The organism is Anaerotruncus colihominis (assembly GCF_010206195.1).
Taxonomy (GTDB): Bacteria; Bacillota; Clostridia; order Oscillospirales; family Ruminococcaceae; genus Anaerotruncus; species Anaerotruncus colihominis_A.
Genome location: NZ_VIQT01000019.1, coordinates 150,140 through 171,601, shown reverse-complemented (window position 1 = coordinate 171,601; position 21,462 = coordinate 150,140). Strand labels below are relative to the sequence as shown.

Below are 21,462 nucleotides of genomic sequence, written 5' to 3'. Positions count from 1 at the left end.
GGAGGGACGGGGTTGTCATATCTCATTCTATGCAGCAGTTTTTTGGCCGCGCTTTGGATCTTGCGCTGTGCAGCGGGATGGCCAAATGGCGGAAAGCTGTACACAGCAATAGCGCAAACGGCGGGGAAACGGGAGGTACAGGCGGATATAGGCCGGACGATTGTCAAAGATGGGGAAGCGATGTTTTTGCTGGCCGATGGAATTGGCCGGGGAGAAAAGGGCAGGTATGCGGCGCAAATCGCTGTCGACAGCGTATCCCGTATGTTTGAGGCCGCGGGTACGGGAGAGTATCCGAAATACTTTTTTTCTGATGCGTTCCGGGCCGCCAATGCCGGTATCCTCCGTCACATTCCAGATGCATCTGCCGGAGCGAGCCTGTTGTGTGCGGTTATGAAACAAGGTTATTTATATTATGCGCTTGCCGGAGACTGCCGCCTCTATCTGATGCGCGGGGGCAGGCTTTGGCAAATAAGCGAAGGGCAAACGATTGGCAGCCTTGCAAGACAGGCATACCGGCAGGGAAAACTTCCACGTGAATATGCGCTTCGTGTGGCGAATGATAACCGTACCTGTAATTTTGTCGGAAAAGATGGCTTTTCCCAACTGGAAATCTGTGAAGTCCCGGTTTCCTTAAAGCGAGGAGACAGAATATTACTGGCAAGTGATGGAGTTACACAAGCGTTAACAGAACAGGAGCTGGCTGCCGCTATGCGAAAGAGGTGGAGCTGCAACTTTTGCGCACATTGGCTGATCGCAATTGTGGATGGAAAGAAGGAACCGGAACAAGATAATGCAACCGTGATTGTGGCAAAAGCTGTTATAGATCAGGAGGTATGGTATGCGAAAGAATAACAGCGCGTTTGTTGCACGTTATCTCAGCAAAGAGGGCGCCTTTCTATATAACAACGATTTTTATGCAAGCGCGGAAGCAGATGATTTCGCCTGTTACCTTGTAATAGATGGGTTAGAACCCGGCGAACGTGAGGACCTGTCTATCCGGCTGGCGGCGGAAGCGGTGATAGAATGTTTTGAGCAAAAACCGTCCATTGGGAAAAAAGCGTTGAAAAAATATGTCAGGAATGCGCAGGCCGCTATGAAAAGCAGCCGGCTGCGTTTTGCGGGCGCATCTATTACAGTGGTTGTAACCAACTACCAAAAAGTACGCTGCGCATGGCTGGGCAACAGCCGGTTCTCTCTGCTGCGGCATGGCAGGGTTGCGTATGGCAGCAAGGATCATTCCCTGAGCGCAGATCTGTCCACAAAAGGGAAACTGCCTAAAGACCAGATTGCTTTGCATGAGGAACGCAACAATTTATCGCGGTTTTTAGGCGGGAAATATGCCCGCCCTCAAGTCAGCAGGAAATTGCGGCTTCAAAATGGGGACATTCTGGCTTTATACACAAGGGGCGTATGGGAAAACTGTGATGAAAGTGATCTGCTCGCCAGCACAGCGGAGGCAGGCAATGATCCGGACAAGGCGCTTGAGAATATCGAGCGTTTGATTCTTGATTCAAACCCACAGATATTGGACGCGGAAAGCCAGCCGGAGGCAAACGGGATCCTCACAATGCAAAAAGCAACGACTGATATCGAAAATTATACGATTGCACTAATCTTTATCGACAAAGTATATCTTGATCCCCGAAGGGCCAAACGGATCCGGCTGACCATCATGATATTGATTGTTCTGGCAGTGGTATTGCTGGTTTTGGGGATCGTTTTATTTTTGTATTTCAAAAAACAGCATGAAAACCGTGTGGAAATGGAATTTGCATTTGAAAGTGCAATACAGTACATAGCCGACAATAATTTTGTCCGTGCGCAGAATGATTTGGATACAGCGTTTGATTTGGCTGGAAAATTGAAAGATAATGAACAGAAAAACCGGATTGATGCATATCGGAAACTTACAGAAACGATTGTCACCGCAGATGGGCTGATGGAATCGGGCGAATACACAGACGCGCAGGAAGCGTGGCTGCGCGCGAGAAGCCGCAGCCGGCAGACCGATTTTGCAGCCCAAAAATATATTGAGCGGGGGCTGGAACAGGCGGCGGGCTATCTGAGCGTTCAGGATTATATTTCGCTGGGCGATATGCTGGCGGACCGCGGGAACTACGCTGCGGCAGAGGAAAAGTATCTGGAAGCGCGGCGGCTCGCAGCAGGACTTTATTATGAAGCGGGAAAACAGTCTGCACTTGAAGCACTGGACTCCTTATACGGCAAAATGCAGGGGGAAACCGAGGCTGTAAAGGAACAGGCGGCAGCAGAATCTGCAGCGGCAGATTACATTGTGCAGGGTGATAAAGCGGTAAAAGAAGGGGATCTTACTGCGGCGAAACTCCTATATACTTTAGCGAGGGAGCAGTATGCAGCGTTGGGGAATGAGATTGTGCTTGCGTCGATTGATGAAAAGCTGGCGGCATTAACCCAAAAAGAAGGTGAAAACCAGCAGCAGACCGAAACGGCAGAGCAGTATATGTCTGAGGGGGACGCCCTTCTGGACAAGCTTGAATATGCCGACGCAAGGCAAAGGTATATCCTTGCCAGGGGGATTTACGCTGATCTTGGGGATGAGGATGGTGTGAATGAGGCACGGGACCGGATAGATACAGTGGACGGCTATATCAGCCCAAAAAAGAATTAGCGTTTCAGAATGGGAGTTTTGAAAATGAACAGACCTTTGCAGAATCAGCCGGATGAAACAAAAATCTTGATCCGCTACCGGCAGGAAGAACTTGAACGGATGACGCTGCTTCAGCTTAGAGATATTTGCGAGCGGCAAAAAATTCTGCATGGAGGTCTGTATCAGCTGGACAAAGACCGGCTTATCCGATTAATTCTGCGGTTTCGCGGCAGTTATGGACCGTTGCTGATTCAGCAGCCTGCGGATGGCGGTGGGGAACGCATTGAACAGGCATTGCGGGGTGTGAAGTTGCATTTGCTGCCCGACGCTCTTGAAATCCCGGCAAAAATTGTGGTATGGGAGGGGCTTGATACAGGTTATTTTGACGGGTACACCCTGCCAATGCGGCAGGAAATCGAAGGGGTAAACGCAGTTGTGCTGGACCGGGAGGGCGGCGTCTGTGCAATCTTCAACATAATTGCCGCACAGGAGCGGGAAAAACTCTATTTGGCCCGGAACGGACAGCTCCCATGTCGGCAGGCAGAGGCGCGGGATTATATGCTGCTGGTCTTTCCAAGGCAGCTTTCAGATCGCATTTTTGCACTGTACGGTGGTCAGGATATATCCCTGCCGCCTGAAATTGAGGTGTATGGCGTGCGGCTGCTGGATTTTGTGGTGCGCAAACCTGTACAGGCCCCAATGCCTTTGTGTATTGACTTTGGAACGACGAATACCGCGGCGGGTATCCACGCAGATCCGTTGTTCTGCGAACAGTTCGGCCCGGAACTTGGGCAGGTTGGTTTAACACAAAATAAAATCCACTATGTCCAATGGCTGGATGAGGAGGGGAGTAAAGCCCCGGTTTTGCCGACGATCATCGGGATTGACAGGATCGAGGATGGCAAGCCGGTCTGGCTGATAGGCCGCGAGGCGGAAAAACTGGTTATGGACGGCTTTTTCGGGGAAGGGGTTTCGGTCTGGTACGATATCAAGCGGTGGCTGGGAGACTGTGAACAGAGTGAAGAATTATCCGACCATCGAGGCAACCGGATTATGGCAACGCGCCGGGAAATTATCAGAGCGTTTTTGACCTATGTGATCAAAAGCGCGGAACAACGGTTTAAATGCCATTTTCAAAAGCTGTATCTCTCTTGCCCGGTTAAACAAAAAGCGCGTTTCCTGGCATTTTACCGTGAGATATTTCCTGAATATGATTTGCTTGAACAGGATATGGTGGACGAAGGCGTGGCGGTGCTTTATAACACCATCCACAGCTATATTGAAAATAATTATTATGAAAATGGGATATGGTACAAAGCCTTGATTGTCGACTGCGGCGGCGGAACCACAGACCTTACTTCAGCAGATTTTTCAATAACGAACAGCCGGATTTCTTATAAAATATCGATTAAAACCTCTTATGAAAATGGAGATACGGATTTTGGCGGCAATAACCTTACCTTCCGGATTTTACAGATGTTAAAACTAGAAGCGGCCAGGCGGCTGACGGGGGAAGGACAAAGCCTTTATGAGATTACGGCGGGTATGGAGCAGGAATGTTACCGTACAGTGGATGAGCAGGGACCGGCGCCGCTTTATCAGGCGCTTAATCAGGCGTATGAACAGGCCGAACAGGTGATCCCAACCCGCTGGCAGGAGTATGAAAATGCAAGCCGGGACGAATATCATCTGGTCAGGGGGAACTATTATTATCTGTTTACTTTGGCCGAGCGCATCAAAAAGGCTTTCTTTTCTGACAGCCGCCTTCAGGCGGTAACGATTTGTTCCAATCAGGCGGCCGCATCAGAAAATACGGAAAATCTGTGGCTGGCGGCTTCGCGGTGGAAGCTGGCGGCATTTATGAATGGGAAACTGGAATTGCAAAAGGAATTCCCGACTGTGCATTTAGGGGCGCCGACAGTGCGCGTAGTTTTGAACCCGGATATCTATGACCTGATCCGCCGTTTTTTCGGAAACTTAAAATTGGAGGAGTATTCCGCAATCAATCTGACAGGTCAAAGCTGCCGGATCCCATTATTCCGTGATGCGCTCAAGGAGTTCATCCCAGGCCGGTATATCCGTACAGGCGGTAAGGCGCAGGAGGATTACCGATTGAAACTGAGTTGTTTGGATGGGGCCATCCGGTATATTACCGACCATCAGCTCGGCTTGAGCAGCGTAACCATTAAAACCGGCGATATGTCGCTGCCATGGGAACTGTTCGCTTACACCCATACGAACCTGAAGGCTGTGCTGATCCCCCGCCTTAGCAGAAATTCGGGTATTGGCACAGTATCCCGGCCAATGCAAAGCAGCCGTTTGCAGCTGTATCTGGAGGATGTGCATGGCGCAGTAAAGCATATTTTTTCGGTAGCCTGCCCACAGGAACAATTCCAATCTGTTACCTATGAAGAACTTGCGGGAATATATGGGGACATCATCCCGCAAGCTGAGATAGATATTATTGAAAATGGAGAAATCCGCTATTTTGTTTGGGCGGATGCGGCTCAATGGGGCTTTCATGTTCTTCCGGCTGCACGCAGGGAGGAAACGCTGCTCCTGGGGCATCCACAGCTTTTCCCCTTCGAGAACGATAGCTGGACAGTAAACTTTTTCGACGGGAAAAAATGATGTGAGGGGGGTCTGCATTGTCCTTTATCAGTAAGATACCAACCTTTGCGCCTGGTCCCCTTCGCAAAGAAATCCTGTTTGCGCTGCGCGATTTGACTTGTGTGGAACAGGAATTGCGTTATGGGGAATACAGTGATGGAATTCTGTCGGGATGCCGTCTGTACGAATCAGGGATGAGGATCGGCGTGGAAAAAGGGATGGTCAAATATACGGGGCGCGTCTATATGCTGCGGGAGAAAACCAGCGTACCGTACCGTCCGACCGATCAGTGGATGATGTTGAAAATCCGTTTTGCCCCGCAGATTGCTATGAAAGAGTATATCTTTCATACAGGGGAACTTGTGTTGGAGGAAAACGTGCAGCTTATGCCAAACGAGTTGGAATTGGGAAGATTCAAGTTGAAAAAAGGATCTTCGTTAAGAACCGAATATAAGGATTTCGCCGACTTGCAGACTGAGTACGATACAGTAAATCTGACGTTTGTGCGTCAGGCGGGGATTGGGAAAGCAACATTACGCCCGGAAGTGACGCACCGGTTTGCACATGAGGCTTATCCTCTGGCACAGGACCCGCTTGATATAGCGTTTTGCGCAACCGCGCTTGAAGCAGCCCCGGTCCCAAAGGATTATTTGCAGCATTATATCTGCCGGCGGCTGGGGACGCCTTACAGGGAAATGGCTCATGAAGAACTGCTGCCGGGGCTTGCACAAGTATTACAAATGCTGTATGGGTGTACGCACCGTCCGATGGATAAATTGCCGGGGATCCGGCTCTTTAACTAAAAAAGGGGATAGGAAATGCAGACGGAAAGCCAATTAAAACCGATTGAAACCTGTCCGAAGGGGCACCGTTATAACACGATAAAATATGGGGATACTTGTCCGGTTTGCGGCTCGAAGATTGCCAATGCTCCCAAAACGGAAGATGAGTGGAAAAAAGAGATAGAACTGCCGCCTGAACAGTGGGCCTGCGGGATATTGGTTTGTATCAAGGGGCTTAATAAAGGGCGCGGCTATCTGATCCATGAGGGCAAAAATTATATTGGCAGCGACCCAAACAGTGATATTTGTATTCGCGGAGATGATAAGATACAGCCCCGCAGGCATCTGGTGATCTTGTATGAGCCAAGAAGCCGGAAAACCATGCTGCTGCCGGCAGAATCCCGGGGGATGATCTATATGGAAAGACAGGCGGTTTATGAACGCAGGGATTTGCAGCATCAGGATCAGTTTGTAATTGGTACGAGTACATTGCTGTTTTTGGAAATCTGTTCAGAAAATTTCGGATGGGATGATTTGCAGGCAGGTGATTGAATATGGATATGCGGCGCTATCTATCGGAAAAACTCTCCTTAATCCCGGAATTGGGCGAACGGGAAATAATGCGGAAAACAATGGAGCAGGTATTTTTACCGCTTTATGACCACATGATGGAAAAATATGATGGGCTTGAACGGCGAATTTATGAAGAAATGCCCTTCCTGCCAGGGCTATATACAATCTGCGCTACATTGCTCCCATATAAAAACGCTGGAGATTATCCGTGGCTGGTTCCGATGGACGGGTCAGATTTGGAACAGGGACAGAAAAGCTGGGGAACCGCTATGGAAATGCTGAAAGAAAAGCATATGGCTATTCTTGATACGGTTTTCCTGAAGGACGATTATCTTGTTTGCCGGCAGATAGAGAAATCGGATCAAAGATATCCTGCCTGTTTAAAAATAGGAGAACAGGAGATCGCCGTTCGGGTTAAATTAAAACCCGCAGTTCGTTATCGGGAAAAAATTCGGACACTTTACCGCCACTTTCAATCAAATGGGATCCCGTGGGTAACGCCCAATATCCCCTATTGCTACAAAATGTTTGACGTCGTTTTGCCGGAAAATGAAATCAAAGGGGATTACCGGCCGGAAGCGCCGCTGGAAATCCGCTTCGAATTTGATGGTAAGGAGGGCAAGTTTCAAACAGGCTTTCTCCCTGTCTGGAATGTACATACAATCAGGGCCGGACAGTCAGCGTTTCCCATGCCGACGCCTGATCGTATCAATTATGAATACCGGTTTCAATTCCCTGATTTCGATGAAAGCGGGTATCTCGTCGATTTGGATAACCCGGAATTGATCTCCATGCGCCGGGAAAAGGATGCGCTGGTTGCGGTTTCTCCCAAAAAAGGAGGGCTCTCATGGGATATCCTGCAAATTTTACAGCATATACCTTCCGAGACAGAGCAGTTCCCTTTCCCTCTTACATCTAACCGGCAGGAGGATGGTTTTTCAGAGCGGTTGCTGCTTTGCCATGGGGCGCAGATCAAAACACGCGCCGAGCTTGCCCGGCGAATACACTCCTTTGATGCTGCAAAAGAGGTACGTTTTGACTCATTTCAATTAAGCAGCCAGCTTATTGCAGGGGAGAGCTACAGCATAAACGACTTCATTGAGGATGAAATCCGTGACAGCCAATCTCTGAAAACCATGATTTTAAAATTCCGATCCGCTGGATTCCCCAATTATTTAACAAGGGACTATATGAGTATGCTTGTTTCTCAGGTGCAGCTTGCTTTCCCGGAATTTCACTGTGCAGGGGTGCTCTTATGAATTATGCATGGGAGGCGCTGTTGCTGGCTGAAGAATCGGGCGTTAAGGAGGAGCAGGTTGTTTTTGCACAGGCTTCGGCAATAAACCCATATTTAGAAACTGCGTTTGAAGATCTTAACTTGAAGGGGCTTGAAAACGCATGTGTTCCTGTAAATCCTTTGTATCGGTTTGGGCCTGTTTTCAGCGCGCTGATAGATGAGCAATTCGACCGGTTCTCAGCATCCAGAGGCTTTCTGATCGATGTATTATTTCACTTTCTGGCACAGATGGATTTGATGGATGGGATGTCCAGATTGGAATATCATCGAAAGTTTATGCAAAAAGAGGTTGTGAATGGCCGATATGGCAAAGGAACAGGAGAAATCTTTTTTACCTTCCCACATGCGCAGCGCCTGCATATTGTGGATCACCTGCTTGAACTATATAAAAATGGGGCGTCAATTGCTTTACTTACCTCGTTGCTGCAAATTCTTTATCGAAATTCCATTATCTACCTGGACACCACATACAAAAGGGAATTGCTGATCTATATTGGCAAGGAAAAGACGCGGCAGTTGGAAAAACAGATTGGTTTTCTTATGGATTTATTTGTGCCGTTGGATATCTCTGTGCAGTTGTTTTGGGATATGCATTTCGGGATTATATCGGTAGAGGAAACAATGGAACCGGATGACATTATGATTTATTAGGATGGAGGGATACTATGCCATACGGAGATGAAGAAAACATTACAGCACGACGGGCGGCACAGCTTAGAAGCAAACTGGATATTTCAAAGGAAGTCGAAATAGGCGAGCATATTTATTCATTTAAAACACGTCTCTTTCCGGACTTAAAGTTTTCCATGGCAGCGCCGGAACAAATGGAGGAACTTACAGGGGATGCCCTTATTTTAAAATATCCATCTCAATTCCGTCCGCAAATGATTTTAACCACTCTGGATGGCGCTTTAAATTTAACATTAGAGCGGCTGGAAAGTGAGCGGATAGAATCAGAAGGCATTTTGGAAATGGTTCAAAATCTGCGTATGGCTGCAAAACGGATGAATCCTTCAGCCATCTACACACCGGTTGACTGGATAGACGCGGATATTCCAGTTGCCTGTTTTGAGAGCTGGGTGGATTTATTTGATGGTGAGATATGGCAAATAACCTTTGGCGCATCAATCAAAGGGGTGCTTTTAATGGGCGGCTTCTGCGCTCCGAAAGAACAGTCGCAGCCGTGGTCGGTTCTGGCAAGACAGATGATAGAAACGCTTCATATACTGCCGGATGAAGGATAGGGAGGATTATTTATGGACGGGATTTCGCAAAGACTGATGCTTGCGCTGCAAGGCATGACCCCGATGTTTGTGGGGAAGGATTTTCACAGCCAGTCGAAGTCTCTGGCAAAGGATCTCACAACGATGATGATACAGATGGCCCGGACTGAGTTTCCTGCCAGCAGCGGCGCGCAGACGCAGGCGCCGCCCACGCAGGCTGAAACAGAAGTGATAGATGAGGTTGTACATATCCTGCCGTTTTACAGCGACTATTATGATTATGATGATCTGGGACTTAAAACAGGTATGAGCGATTCAGTTTCTATTGTCCATGATATGATAAAGACAGCAAGAAGGCTGGAAGGGCTTGAGGATATTGACGCAAAGTACCGCGGTGAAGAATCGCTTTATACCTATCAGTCCGATGAATCCGTTCCGGCTTGGGAAATGTATCTGCCCTTTGTATATAAGGATTTGCCTACTAGAAGGACAGTTGAGATTGAAACAAGCGTAACGGGAGAAAAAACAGTTGAAAAGCGTCCCGAACAAGATCAGTTGGAAGAAAAATTAAAGCGGCATCGGGAACAGGTGGAGAGCGCCTGCAAGCTGGCCTGCATGATTTATTATGGCGGCTCCACAGAGACTACGCCGCAAGCCGCTTATGAAACAAAGTTCGATGATATGACGAGAATATCCAGCTACGGGATGTGGGGGAAGTGGTATGATCTTACAAATGGATGGCACCGGGGGATCGATATGTGCTTAGGGCCAGGGCGAAATATTTATGCAATCTGTGACGGCTATCCAATTCAGAAAAAAAGCTATTATTTTAATGTTTTTATTCCGGAATTTAATATTACGGTAACTTATATGCATCTTGCGGTGAGCAGCACAATTGGAAACCTGATCGATGAAGTAAATCAGAAAATAGCGTCAAATAGTTCAAGTAAACAGGAGCCGCCAGTTAAAACACTTTTGGACAACTACGAAGCAATTTGTGAGGGTATCGAACAGGGTTCTATTCCGACAGGCGCAGAAGCAAAATTTCAAGAATTGCAGGATGAGCGGATGGAAGCGTTGCGGGAGCAAATGCGTCAGGGAATTCCCAAAACGCCATCACAATTGGAAAAAATATTAAGAGATCTGGAAACGATCCAAATGCAAACAAAACGCCTTGAGCAGATTAAAGCAAGGATACAGGAAATGCAAAGTTCAGGCAGAATATTGCCTGGGTCGCAGGAGGAACTGAAAAATTTATCTGCGGAGCAAGCTTCTTTGTATGGGGAACAAATGGCGGCGTCTATGGTTTGCTTAGGCGTCCCCAAGCTGCAGAGAGGGCAGTTGGTTGGAACAGAGTCCGATATTGAAACGGCAGGCGTCCCACATACCCATGTGGAAATTAATAAAGGCTTTTTTACAGCCGATATTTTGCGGCCGTGGGCCAATGGACGAGCAGCATATAAAGATCCAGCAGGAGCTGATTTCAATACTATAACAGGTCCCCGGATTACCTCGATTCAAGAGGGCAATCCAGAAGAAAGGGGATTTTCCATGAATCCGTACCCCTATATAGACGCATGGTTTGAAGCATACAGGGAGGAACGAGCATGAAAAAAATGATTCTGTTGTTACTGCTTTTGTGGCTGTTTACAGGCTGCGCATCAACTGAGCAGACGGTTTCAGAAGCAGAAAGCTCAGGTAGTGAACAGCTATTATCCTCCTGCGAAAGTGAGAGTTCCGTACAGGAATTGGAAGCAGAAGAAAACCCGACGCCATGGCTTGCTGAGGAACCGATCAGATGCGGGGATGAACAGATACAGCTTTCTTTCGATGAGTTATACCAAACAAGGGGATTTTTGGTCGGAGAATACTGGGTGTCTATACGATGGAATAGTGTAGAGCGAACAAATTATATAGATGATAGAAGCTTCAGACTATTCCCACCAAATTATTCTCTAGGGAGTTGTAAAAACGCTGGTGCAATATTGGGAGAGGATTCAAGGGGCGAAGACTATCTGGTTGGATTCAAGGAATCGGGTAATTACGAGGAATATTTGGCGGCATATGACGAAAAACGACCGGTACATTATGCGGAATTGGAATGCTTTATCTTTCAAGATGGGGAATTTCGTTCTTATCCTGTAGAAAGCTGGCATCAGTCCGATAGTTCCCTCGATCCACCATTGGAGATTTCTTATGACCCCGATACTCGAACAGCGGAAGTATCTTCTATTTTAATGACAGCAAAGGTGCAGATGGATACCGGAGAAACGGCTACAAAGTTTTCAACCGAACGGCTCAAAAAAGCGAACGAAGAAACACAATATGGGGTATATTCTATAGATGAGGCGCTGCTAGCCTCATCTGATGGAAAGTATGAAATAGGCGCAATTGGTATTGAGGTAAGTAGCTTTGTTTATTTTTCCAGAAACACGCAAACTGGAGAGGAAACGTATCTTGCATATGGTTATATACCTGAGTCGGAGGCGGCTATTCTAAAAGATTTTTTTATAAAGCAAGGAAGGGAAGAAGAACTATATGAAAAGGAAATGACCGGGCGAAGGTTTGAACTTGCAAGCATGGACAATGTTATGAGGCTTGACGGATATACGCTTTATTTCCCCTATTGGGATATCGCATATAACATTGAAACTGGAGAACAGATCGAATAACCAGAAGAAAGAGGATTTTCCATGAATCCGTACCCCTATATAGACGCATGGTTTGAAGCATATGGGGAGGAACGAGCATGAAAAAAATGATTCTGTTGTTATTGCTTTTGTGGCTGTTTACAGGCTGCGCATCAACTGAGCAGACGGTTTCAGAAGCAGAAAGCTCAGATAGTGAACAGCTATTATCCTCCTGCGAAAGTGAGAGCTCCGTACAGGAATTGGAAACAGAAGAAAACCCGACGCCATGGCTTGCTGAGGAACCGATCAGATGCGGGAATGAACAGATACAGCTTTCTTTTGATGAGTTATTCCAAACAAGAGGATTTTTGGTCGGAGAATACTGGGTGTCTCTACGATGGAATAGTGTAGAGGGAACAGGCTATCTGCGTGATGTAAGCTTCAAACTATCCCCATCAGATTATTTTCCAAGGAGTTGTAAAAACGGTGGCGCAATATTGGGAAAGGATTCATGGGATGAAGACTATCTGGTTGGATTCAAGGAATTGGATAATCACGAGGAACATTTGGCGGCACATGACGAAAAGCGACCGGTACATTATGCGGAATTGGAATGCTTTATCTTTCAAGATGGGGAATTTCGTTCGTATCCTGTAGAAAGCTGGCATCAGTCCGATAGTTCCCGCGATCCACCGTTGGAGATTTCTTATGACCCCGATACTCGAACAGCGGAAGTATCTTCTATTTTAATGACAGCAAAGGTGCAGATGGATACCGGAGAAATGGCTACAAAGTTTTCAACCGAACGGCTCAAAAAAGCGAACGAAGAAGCGAAGTATGTGCTATACGCCCTGAATGAAGCGGTGGTGTCCACATTAGATGGAAAGTATGAGATAGGGGTGATCAATGATGACATAAATAGTCATGTATATTTTTCTAAAAATACCCAAACAGGAGAGGAAACATATATCGCATACGGCAGCATACCAGGATCGAGTATCGCAATTAGCAATGTTATTGAGAAGCGCGAAGGATATGTGTATCGGGAGATGACGGAAAAAGAACGCAGAGCAAGGATGGGGCCAGATATAACTGAGATTATGAGGCTTGACGGATATACGCTTTATTTCCCCTATTGGAATATCGCATATAACATTGAAACTGGAGAACAGGTGGAATAACGAGATGAAAGAGGATGCAAGATGAAAAAGCATAAGCTCGCATGGCTGCTGGCAGGGGCGCTTTTGCTGACCGCCTGCAAGGGGGCGGAGCCGGATCCGGGTACAAGCGCATCCAGCGCAGAGCCGGCATATTCCGCCCCTGAAAGCTCCATCCCGGCCGGGCCGGAAGAAAATCAGCCGGAACAGGCTTTGAAAAAAGGCTATTATTGGGTAGATCCCGAAGGAGGAAAGGAACCGGAAGCAGCAGAAGGAATATACAGTTTCGAACTTTATGGACCCCTCTGGGGAGGGCCTTATGGAACCTTCTGGACAAATACTGTAGGGGAGGATAAAGAATATCGGTATAATGCATATTTCAGCAACACTGACGTAACAATCAAATCAAAGGACTTTGAAGAGGATGGATTGGATTGTTTTTTCCCATTTCATGTTTTTTCCTATCTGGACGAAGACCGCGTCATCTGTATCTATCCGATAGATTCCAGATACATTGGAGAAAGTGATATCTTTGATGTCAATGTATGGCTTGTAAAAAGCGACGGTACGATGCAGCAGACACACCTGATATACGACCTGTATCAAGCTCTGAAAAAAGAGGATGAAACGCTTGCGCTGGACAAATTTCATGGTTTTTTGGAAGGTGTTGTATTTGACCGGGAGAGCGGCCTGCATTATGCATTGATAAGGAAGTCTCTCCCAGAGGACGATTCCCAGTATGTCCGGTATTTTGCAATTTTTGATAAAGAATTCAACTTCTTGGAATACCAGCCGGTAGACGGCGCTTTGCAGAAATTCGGTGAAGAAACAATATACTATGACTGGAGCGATATACCGTTAGAATGTTCCCTTTCCATAGACTATATCGGCGCGCATAAGATCCTTGTGGCCCAAGATTTTCCCTCCAAAAATCGTATTACTGCATATGCGATTTATGACCTTGAGAGTAAGGAGTTCTGGGAGCTGGGTGAAGGACTTCCCTTTACCGCAACGCCATGGGGATATGGGTACAGCGTTTCTGCTGGTGAAAATATATGGGAAAGTGAAATCGAGCTGACCTGGCTGGACAGCGGCAAAACAGAAATCTTAACGCCTTTTCCAAAGGAAGAAGGAGGAAAGCTGGAAACGCCGTTTGGGGAAATCACAGTGAAGAAGATTACTCGTTGTCCAACTGCTCCAGACCAGAGCTTTATGCTTTTCGTGGAATGTGAAGAATATGCGTGGCAGCCGCCTGAAGCGAACAAGAGGATATGGCCGGAAGGGACCTACACACAGGCTATTGTAAAATACAATATGGACGGAACAAAGGAATTTGTAGCGCCCGATAGCGAACAGACGCTATTGAGAGGTATGGATCAGGCGGGGCGGCTGCTGATCTATTGGGACGGCGAAAACAACGGATAGGAGGCGGCGGTCGATGGCGTGGATGACAAGACAGGACATCACCATAGGAGGATATCAGCTGATGGAGCTGTCCCAGTTCCAGATACAGGCTGAGGTAAACCAGCACGGAAAGCTGTATCTGGAAGGGATGCTCAGTGAAGATACCGTGCGCCGGCTGGAAACAACGGATCAATCCGGGCAAACGATTCAAATAATTGCCGCCGGTAAGGTGATCTTTACCGGACAGCCGGAGCGGATAGAAATACATACATTTAACGGCTGCCACACCATGAAATTGGAAGCCGCCGGTTTCAGCAATCAGCTTTCGCTGGTTCCGCATAGTTACTTTTACCAGGATACCGCGCAAAGCTATGAAGATATGCTCAGGAAAGCGGTAGAACATTGCGGCGGGAGCCTGATCGCTGTGCAGGGACAGGAGCGGATACCGGCGCCGGTTCTGCAATACTGTCAGAGCGCATGGGATTTTGGCCTGCGCACAGCTTCTATGCTGCATACTGTAATTGTACCGAATCTTGCAGCCGATTATCCCCAGATTTGCCTTGGCCTGCCGGAAGGAACCCGTTATGAAGTGAATCCGTCCGCCTTGGAAAAGCGCGTCGCTTTTTCCCGGCAAAGATATGATGAGGCTGCTCAAACAGGGCAAAACCACACCCGGCAGGAATATATATCTTACATCTGTGAGGACGAGCGTATTTTTTGTTTAGGGGACCGCATAACCGCAGATGGCGATGAATGGGCGGTTATGTCATTGTCCCATTCTTTTAAAGACGGCGTGCTGATTAACCAATACATATTGGGAGCGCAGGCAGGTTTTGCGCTTCCCTACAGGGGCAATCCGGTGCAGACCGGCCTGATGCTGGAAGGGACGGTCAAGGCTGTTGAAGGAGAATCTGTACAAGTTTGTTTACAGATCCCGGACGACGCGCAGGAAGGAAAAGCCTCGTGGTTTGAATATGCGCCCGCTGCCAATAACGGGATGTATGCCATGCCGCCTGCCGGGACAGTGGTATCGCTTGAATGGATGGGACAAAAGGATGGGGAATGCAAGGCAGTCCGCACCGTGCGCGGCGGTGAAAAACTGCCGGATTATGCAGAAAGGTCAATGATTACCGAGTATGGTAAACAGATGAACATGGGGCCGTCGGCGCTTTCATTTTTGTCCGACTCCAATTGGATCGGGCTGGAGGATGGAATCAAGCTGAACACAGCCGGCCGGCTGAAACTGTCAGCCGGCCGGAATATCAGCATTCATTCCAGGAAAAGCGTTTCTCTCAGGATGCCGCAGCAACTGTTCATGTCCATAAAAGGGATCCCCTCAAGTATTTGGATGGAGGGCGGGCGGATACACATAAAATCGGCCCAAAGCAGCCTGAAAAGTAACAACAGTAAGGCAATGACTGCCATGCCATATCGCGAAATTATTAATCCAGTGGCGCTTCAAGCCGGGACGGTATTGGCGCTTGCCGGAATGACGCCGGCAACGGCTGGCGGCAAATAAATTCGCGGATGTGGAAGATGAAGGGATGTGAAAAAGGCAGATGAAATATTTCAGGATTCGTCAGGAGGACAGGGATGGACAAAATTGCCTGATAAGAGGATTGATAACGCTTCCCTGCGCTGAAGATCTGCGGCGCGGAGAAATCCGGGGCCTTCCGCTTTCGAGCAGCCACTATATCACATCCTCTTTTGACGTCCTTCCGGAAATTCTCTGCAAACAGATTTTTATGGTATCGCAGGGCTTATTTGATTTGGTGACCTTATATCTTGGAGAAACGGAATACCGGAACTTTTTTCTTGAGGATGATCAGGGGCGGCAGGCTTTTTATTATATCCCACAGCTCCCTTTGATGGACTGCTTATCTGAACAGAGCCGGTCAAACCCTGATAAAAGCCGGATAGAAAGAACAATTATCAAAGCAGGGCGGGATTACCCGGACATCTTTCAGATCTCCGGGATACGGGACCGGGCCTATATCCTGTCCCTGCCGTTCGCGGAAAGCCTGCTGCGCAGAGGAGCCGGGGGATTCTTTCTGGAGGAAGCGGCAGTTGAGGAAAAACCGGATACGGAGAAAAATCTGCATATGGGAGGGCGGGAGCTATGACAATCAATCAAATCAAAATCAATGGATTCCCATTCATCGATTTGCTGGAGATGGAATTGGAGCAACAAGTGAATATGCATCCAACAGCAGTTGTTAAAGGGCACATTGCGCAGCCGGAAGCGTCCTTGTTTTTGCAGCAGGCGACCGCTGAAAAACTTCTGGTGATCACGGCAAATGACTCTGAAGGTACGGGGCATACGTTGTTCAGCGGTGTTTTAAGCGGCCTGTCCTGTATAACTGCGAACGACGCTTCCACTGTTGTGCTTCAGGGGATCGGGCACAGTTCCCTCTGCGACGTCCGCAGGGAGATCCGCGTATTTCAAGATGGGGGCATGACCTATGAACAGGTCTGCCAATCTCTTACCAGTCAGCCGGGCGCCAGCTTTATTGTACCGGAAAATGGGGCGGATGCTACCGGCGGCATGCTGGTGCAGTATGAAGAAACGGATTGGGAATTCGCCAGACGCATAGCCGGTAGATTGGGAACAGTCTTAATAGCGGACGCCCGGCTGGACTTTCCCAACATTTCAATTGGGATCCCGAGTGGAGGAAAGGTTTACCAGGAGGACCCTCTGGAATATACAATGGTGATGGATGTGGCGGCCTATCGCGATTTGAAAGAAAATGGCGTGAGGGCTGTGGAGGATGGACAAAGAGGGATTTGCTATAAAAGCCGCCAATTTTACAGTCTGTGCGATCAGGTTGTTGTGGATGGCGTCGGCAGGCTGGTATATCGCCGGAAAATTTCTTTAGAGGGCAGCGAACTGATTGCAGCCTATGAGCTGCGAACCCGTGAAGGATTCCAAACACGGGAACAGCACAATATGCATCTGATAGGCGCATCCCTGGCAGGAAGCGTTGAAAAAGTGGAAAAGGATCAGGTCCAGGTGAGTCTGGCGTATGATGTGGAAGGCGGTGGAAAGCGGTGGTTCGCCTATTCCACTCCTTACAGTTCCCCGGATGGGACAGGATGGTATTTTATGCCGGAACCGGGCGATGAAATCCGCCTGCATTTCCCAACCCAGGAGGAAGACGCGGCTTATGTAGTCAGTTCCACCCATATCACACATGGGAACCGCAGCGATCCGGAGGTGAAGTTCATCCGCACCCAGCGCGGGCAGGAGATCACATTCGCGCCTGATTCGATCCATATTACAGATGGGAATGGCTCCAGTATCCGTATGGATAAGAAACAGGGGATCACCCTGAAAACCAGAAAGGGAATTAAAATTGATGCTGCGGATGATATTTCTATAAAAGGAAAAAGCGGGGTTGTGGTAGAAGGCGGCAAGAGTGTACAGATCCGGCAGAATGACAGCCTGGTTCAGGTGCAGGAAACCATTGATATCACAGCGGCCCATGTGCGGGTACAGTGAGATGGAAACAGGGCTGTTGGAAAAAAGCATAGCGGATTTAGCTGCCGGTTTCGAAAATGCTTTTGAAGCTGCATGGGCAAGGTATGCAATTTTGCAGGGAGCAGAAAAGAAGGGGACGTTAAACACGATTTGGATTTCCTATTTGCGTACCGGCGTTTTAATGGATACGGCATGGCTTCAAATTGACCTTCTGGATGAAGGCGGATGGGGAGCTTTGGAAGAATGCTGTACGGATTGGGATATAAGGCCGGCTGTTGCTTCTATATATGAATCAGCCCAGAGAAAATATGGGCAAACAGAAGCGGAAAGAGAAAAGCAGCTTTTGGAGAAAGCGGAACAGTTTATCGGAATGTTGAAAAAACACCTCCCCACAATCATTCAGACTGTGCGGGAGGAATATCCGCAGGTCCAGTTCCGGTTTGGAGAATATATGGGAACCAGTCAAACGATATAGGAGGCGGCGATATGGAAATCATCTATCCAGTCAGCGGGGCGAAACTTGTTTGCGATAAGGGAACAAGGTATGCGCATTTTTACGCCGGATCACGCTTTTCAACAATGGGAACAGGGAGGGTAGGCATTGAAACCGACTCTTCCCCTGAAAATGTAGCCGGGAATTTTTTCAAATGCACCGTAACAGGCGCAGAGTGTGATAAATGCTTTTCGGGGGATTGGCAAAATGTCTCCAGAGAAATCACGCAGCAGGATGGGGACGGTTCTCCGCGCGGCTTGCTCACAATGCGTTCCAGCCTGCATTGCGCCCGGATGGGGACCATCACCTTTTTGACCGATGGGCAGGAAATGATTGACAATATAAAGATGCAGGAATTGCAGATGGGGAATCTGCGTGAACGGGTCAGGCGGACAATCTACGCCCATTATGGCTTTACAGCACCGACAGAGGAAGATATTGAGGCGGCAAGACAAAACGCCGCAGCAGCGGCAGACACCAGCGGGATGACAGAGGAAGAAGCCGCAAAGGCGCGCGAGGAAGCGGGCGATGCGGCGGCGGAAAACATGAAGTCAATGGATGATAAGCTGTATGAGGAATTACGGGAGCTGGGCGCCACGCAGGAACTGATTGACGCGATTAAAAAAAACGGAAAAAAGGTTTGCGAAGGCGGCGATCAGGGCTACAAAGACGAAAGGGAGGCTTTCGAAAGACTAAGAAAAGGTAACACCAGGTTAATGGAACAAGTACCTTTTGTACATCGTGCTGGGTACCAAACGCTTTTGAATTCATTAAAAGACCGTCAGGAGGCCCTGATCAGCGAACGGGACTACGAAAAAGCAAAGGCGGATATAGCAGCGGAGCTGGCCGGCATGGACGAGGCCCAATCGCTTAAAATCAAGCGGAGAATCGAAACCAGGCAGCTTGCGGATAAAGTGATCGAGCTGTTCAAAGTCAATGAGGACAACCCTGCTAAAGAGCAGGACCCCTGTACCCTGCTGGCGTGGCTGGTACTGCTCAGGGAGAATTACGAGGGAGAGGTAACGACGCTGGAGTCTCTGGAGGAAGCCGTGGCTGCCGGGGATTACGAGGCTTACGGCCTCATGCCTTCACACAGAGGATTCTTTCGCGAGGAAGCTTTTGAGGGCTATTTGAACCGTGTGAAAGAACTGGCTGCGCAGGTACCACATCAGATGCCTATGGATGGAGAAAATCAGGACACATGGGAAGGCGATGGCTCCAATCCTGCATATGGAATGGCTTGGTCGCATGCAGGTACGGATTTTTCTGTAGTGGTATCGCACATGGAGATATATGCCACAACCTCGGGAGAAGTGGCAAGCGTAGAATCTTCTTATAATAGAAGCACATTCTATGATAATTGGGAAACAAATGGTTTACCTCCTGATAGAGGACCAGGAAATCATGTCAGTATAAAAGATATAGATGGAAATCTACATATATACGCACATTTGACTGCGCCAAGTGTCGAATTAGGTTCATTCGTTTTGGCAGGCGCTTACATAGGGATTTCTGGAAATACAGGAAACTCATTAGGAGAACATTTGCACTATGAAATCCAAGGTCCAAATGGAACATGGGGAGGAACTTATGGAAACTGGGGTAATACACCAAACAGCCTAAATCCAGATTTGTTTTTACCATAGCTTTTGGGGGTAATAATTTGTGAAACCGATTATACGAATTTTTATATCTGGTTTTATTCTAATTTATGCAATAGCAGGATGTTCAAAAAATCCAAAGGTTATTATTTTAGAAACTGATGGATATATAAATCAACAAAATGAATCCTCCTCTATAAATGAAAAATCTTTGGAGAACGCCTCATCACAGAATTTGCAAGTTGATACTGTAAATGCGGTTCCATTTTCCGTTGCCATGAGCGCAACAGAAGATTTAATGATTGTGTATTCCGAGAATTCGATGAAAGAAACAAAATTTGGAATTGCAAATTTGGAGGGAAAAATTGTAGTTCCCATAGAATATGACAATATAACCTATTACCCAGATAAAGGCTATTTTCATATTTTAAGCGGTACAAATTGGAAGGGTAAGTATGGTATTGCAAATCAATATGGCAAAATGATCTTGCCAGTCGAGTATGATTTTATTTTATCTTTGGACGGCAGCGTATTTACTTGTATGAAAGATGGGCTATGGGGTGCGGTTGACCAGAATGGTAAAGTCGTGGCATCATCGGAATATGAGTATATTTCGCAGGGAAAGGATGGTTTGTTAACACTGAAAAAAGAAAATTTGTGGGGAGCAATTAATCAGAACGGCGAAACTGTAATTCCAATCCAATATGAATACCTTTCTGAATTTTCAGAAGGGCTGGCAGTGTTTGGACAAAATGGTTTGTTTGGTTATATCAATCAAAATAATGAAATTGTTATCGAACCGATTTATCAGCAGGCATATCCTTTTGTTGATGGAGTAGCGGCAGTTTTTCCATTTATGGAGTTGGTTTGGATTACAGATACTGAAGGTGAATTGCATGAGCAGCCGTCTTTTACTTTATGGGGGGTAGAATACATTGACATTACTGGAAAAAAACTTTATAGCGGAAGTCAAATATTAAAAGATGCAGGGGTTTCCCCTTTTGTATCACTGAACAAATATACTTCCTCCGGATTGTGGAGGATATTTGATTTATCAGAACAAGCAGTTGTAAAAGTAGATATCAATGGACTTTATGGGAGGAGCAAAGAGAGAAAGTATGATCTATGGGGCTCAGGCATATTTAGACGGGAACAATTCCGAAACAGGCCTGTGTACGAGGCAGTGGAGTGGAATGAATCTATACCGTATAAAGATTATACATCTGCTGAACTTATAGAATTTGCTCAAAATTCTTGATGATTTTAGCGCCGGTTAAATAACTTTCTGAATGGAGAGGGTTGGTATGGCGATGAAAAAATACAGTAAGATTTTGACTCTTTTCCAGACCGTCAGGAGGTCCTGATCCGCGAAGGAGAATATCATGAAGCAAGGGAGCTTATAGCAGCGGAGCTGGCCGGCATGGACGAGGCCCAATCGCTTAAAATCAAGCGGAGAATCGAAACCAGGCAGCTTGCGGATAAAGTGATCGAGCTGTTCAAATGGATATGCAAGAGAAAACAACTTTTGCTGAACGTAAAGCTTCGGGAATTCATAAAAGATGTGGCTTAAAGTTTTTTTGAGTGAAAG

The 21,462-nt window shown here is 47.3% G+C and carries 19 protein-coding genes; all 19 read left to right on the top strand.

The annotated features are described in order from the left end of the window. The first annotated feature begins 12 nt into the window (after positions 1-12). The 19 genes from FMM72_RS13730 (at position 13) to FMM72_RS13640 (ending at position 21,444) form a co-directional block, all read left to right on the top strand. Positions 13-852: a PP2C family protein-serine/threonine phosphatase gene (locus tag FMM72_RS13730; protein WP_087303486.1), complete on the top strand. Its 840-nt coding sequence runs from the start codon at positions 13-15 to the stop codon at positions 850-852. Next, entirely contained in the window at positions 839-2,647 is a 1,809-nt protein-coding gene (locus FMM72_RS13725) for a PP2C family protein-serine/threonine phosphatase (protein ID WP_087303488.1), read from the top strand. Before FMM72_RS13730 ends, FMM72_RS13725 begins: the two co-directional genes overlap by 14 nt. 24 nt (positions 2,648-2,671) lie before the next feature. Continuing rightward, complete coding sequence (locus tag FMM72_RS13720) at positions 2,672-5,257, top strand: molecular chaperone (RefSeq protein WP_162221739.1); 2,586 nt, start codon at positions 2,672-2,674, stop codon at positions 5,255-5,257. 17 nt (positions 5,258-5,274) lie between these two features. Then, positions 5,275-6,039, top strand: coding sequence for a hypothetical protein (locus tag FMM72_RS13715; RefSeq protein WP_087303492.1), 765 nt, complete (start codon positions 5,275-5,277; stop codon positions 6,037-6,039). Between the two features lie 15 nt (positions 6,040-6,054). After that, on the top strand, positions 6,055-6,570 hold the full coding sequence (locus FMM72_RS13710; RefSeq protein ID WP_162221738.1) for an FHA domain-containing protein: 516 nt from the start codon (positions 6,055-6,057) through the stop codon (positions 6,568-6,570). 68 nt (positions 6,571-6,638) lie between these two features. Continuing rightward, complete coding sequence (locus FMM72_RS13705) at positions 6,639-7,850, top strand: hypothetical protein (RefSeq protein ID WP_162221737.1); 1,212 nt, start codon at positions 6,639-6,641, stop codon at positions 7,848-7,850. A gap of 20 nt (positions 7,851-7,870) precedes the next feature. Next, positions 7,871-8,539, top strand: coding sequence for a hypothetical protein (locus FMM72_RS13700; RefSeq protein ID WP_162221736.1), 669 nt, complete (start codon positions 7,871-7,873; stop codon positions 8,537-8,539). A gap of 14 nt (positions 8,540-8,553) precedes the next feature. Continuing rightward, positions 8,554-9,132, top strand: coding sequence for a hypothetical protein (locus tag FMM72_RS13695; protein WP_162221735.1), 579 nt, complete (start codon positions 8,554-8,556; stop codon positions 9,130-9,132). Positions 9,133-9,144: 12 nt separating this feature from the next. Beyond that, on the top strand, positions 9,145-10,722 hold the full coding sequence (locus tag FMM72_RS13690; RefSeq protein ID WP_162221734.1) for a hypothetical protein: 1,578 nt from the start codon (positions 9,145-9,147) through the stop codon (positions 10,720-10,722). Beyond that, positions 10,719-11,783 (top strand): hypothetical protein, encoded by a 1,065-nt coding sequence (locus FMM72_RS13685; protein WP_140400959.1) that lies wholly within the window; start codon positions 10,719-10,721, stop codon positions 11,781-11,783. The genes FMM72_RS13690 and FMM72_RS13685 overlap by 4 nt, the downstream gene beginning before the upstream one ends. 77 nt (positions 11,784-11,860) lie before the next feature. Continuing rightward, the gene (locus FMM72_RS13680) at positions 11,861-12,922 is read left to right on the top strand and encodes a hypothetical protein (protein ID WP_024731069.1); all 1,062 of its coding nucleotides are present in this window, start codon (positions 11,861-11,863) and stop codon (positions 12,920-12,922) included. Between the two features lie 21 nt (positions 12,923-12,943). Then, positions 12,944-14,323 carry a hypothetical protein gene (locus FMM72_RS13675; protein ID WP_162221733.1) on the top strand — a complete coding sequence of 460 codons (1,380 nt, stop codon included), beginning with the start codon at positions 12,944-12,946 and terminating at the stop codon, positions 14,321-14,323. A gap of 13 nt (positions 14,324-14,336) precedes the next feature. Beyond that, positions 14,337-15,821 carry a hypothetical protein gene (locus tag FMM72_RS13670; RefSeq protein ID WP_160209943.1) on the top strand — a complete coding sequence of 495 codons (1,485 nt, stop codon included), beginning with the start codon at positions 14,337-14,339 and terminating at the stop codon, positions 15,819-15,821. 40 nt (positions 15,822-15,861) lie between these two features. Next, the gene (locus FMM72_RS13665; protein WP_140400937.1) at positions 15,862-16,425 is read left to right on the top strand and encodes a hypothetical protein; all 564 of its coding nucleotides are present in this window, start codon (positions 15,862-15,864) and stop codon (positions 16,423-16,425) included. After that, the gene (locus tag FMM72_RS13660; RefSeq protein ID WP_087303599.1) at positions 16,422-17,801 is read left to right on the top strand and encodes a phage baseplate assembly protein V; all 1,380 of its coding nucleotides are present in this window, start codon (positions 16,422-16,424) and stop codon (positions 17,799-17,801) included. Before FMM72_RS13665 ends, FMM72_RS13660 begins: the two co-directional genes overlap by 4 nt. Before the next feature lies 1 nt (position 17,802). After that, entirely contained in the window at positions 17,803-18,255 is a 453-nt protein-coding gene (locus FMM72_RS13655) for a hypothetical protein (protein WP_087303600.1), read from the top strand. A gap of 11 nt (positions 18,256-18,266) precedes the next feature. Then, positions 18,267-19,919 carry a peptidoglycan DD-metalloendopeptidase family protein gene (locus FMM72_RS13650; protein WP_160209940.1) on the top strand — a complete coding sequence of 551 codons (1,653 nt, stop codon included), beginning with the start codon at positions 18,267-18,269 and terminating at the stop codon, positions 19,917-19,919. 19 nt (positions 19,920-19,938) lie between these two features. After that, positions 19,939-21,132, top strand: a complete 1,194-nt coding sequence (locus tag FMM72_RS13645) for a WG repeat-containing protein (RefSeq protein ID WP_160209939.1) — start codon at positions 19,939-19,941, stop codon at positions 21,130-21,132. 162 nt (positions 21,133-21,294) lie between these two features. Beyond that, positions 21,295-21,444 carry a hypothetical protein gene (locus FMM72_RS13640; RefSeq protein WP_160209938.1) on the top strand — a complete coding sequence of 50 codons (150 nt, stop codon included), beginning with the start codon at positions 21,295-21,297 and terminating at the stop codon, positions 21,442-21,444. Positions 21,445-21,462 lie beyond the last annotated feature (18 nt).

Bases quoted from the DNA above. Each gene is read 5' to 3' on its own strand.
- FMM72_RS13725 (WP_087303488.1), top strand. From the start codon at position 839: ATGCGAAAGAATAACAGCGCGTTTGTTGCACGTTATCTCAGCAAAGAG.
- FMM72_RS13720 (WP_162221739.1), top strand. From the start codon at position 2,672: ATGAACAGACCTTTGCAGAATCAGCCGGATGAAACAAAAATCTTGATC.
- FMM72_RS13710 (WP_162221738.1), top strand. From the start codon at position 6,055: ATGCAGACGGAAAGCCAATTAAAACCGATTGAAACCTGTCCGAAGGGG.
- FMM72_RS13705 (WP_162221737.1), top strand. From the start codon at position 6,639: ATGCGGAAAACAATGGAGCAGGTATTTTTACCGCTTTATGACCACATG.
- FMM72_RS13695 (WP_162221735.1), top strand. From the start codon at position 8,554: ATGCCATACGGAGATGAAGAAAACATTACAGCACGACGGGCGGCACAG.
- FMM72_RS13690 (WP_162221734.1), top strand. From the start codon at position 9,145: ATGGACGGGATTTCGCAAAGACTGATGCTTGCGCTGCAAGGCATGACC.
- FMM72_RS13685 (WP_140400959.1), top strand. From the start codon at position 10,719: ATGAAAAAAATGATTCTGTTGTTACTGCTTTTGTGGCTGTTTACAGGC.
- FMM72_RS13680 (WP_024731069.1), top strand. From the start codon at position 11,861: ATGAAAAAAATGATTCTGTTGTTATTGCTTTTGTGGCTGTTTACAGGC.
- FMM72_RS13675 (WP_162221733.1), top strand. From the start codon at position 12,944: ATGAAAAAGCATAAGCTCGCATGGCTGCTGGCAGGGGCGCTTTTGCTG.
- FMM72_RS13670 (WP_160209943.1), top strand. From the start codon at position 14,337: ATGGCGTGGATGACAAGACAGGACATCACCATAGGAGGATATCAGCTG.
- FMM72_RS13665 (WP_140400937.1), top strand. From the start codon at position 15,862: ATGAAATATTTCAGGATTCGTCAGGAGGACAGGGATGGACAAAATTGC.
- FMM72_RS13660 (WP_087303599.1), top strand. From the start codon at position 16,422: ATGACAATCAATCAAATCAAAATCAATGGATTCCCATTCATCGATTTG.
- FMM72_RS13655 (WP_087303600.1), top strand. From the start codon at position 17,803: ATGGAAACAGGGCTGTTGGAAAAAAGCATAGCGGATTTAGCTGCCGGT.
- FMM72_RS13650 (WP_160209940.1), top strand. From the start codon at position 18,267: ATGGAAATCATCTATCCAGTCAGCGGGGCGAAACTTGTTTGCGATAAG.
- FMM72_RS13640 (WP_160209938.1), top strand. From the start codon at position 21,295: ATGGACGAGGCCCAATCGCTTAAAATCAAGCGGAGAATCGAAACCAGG.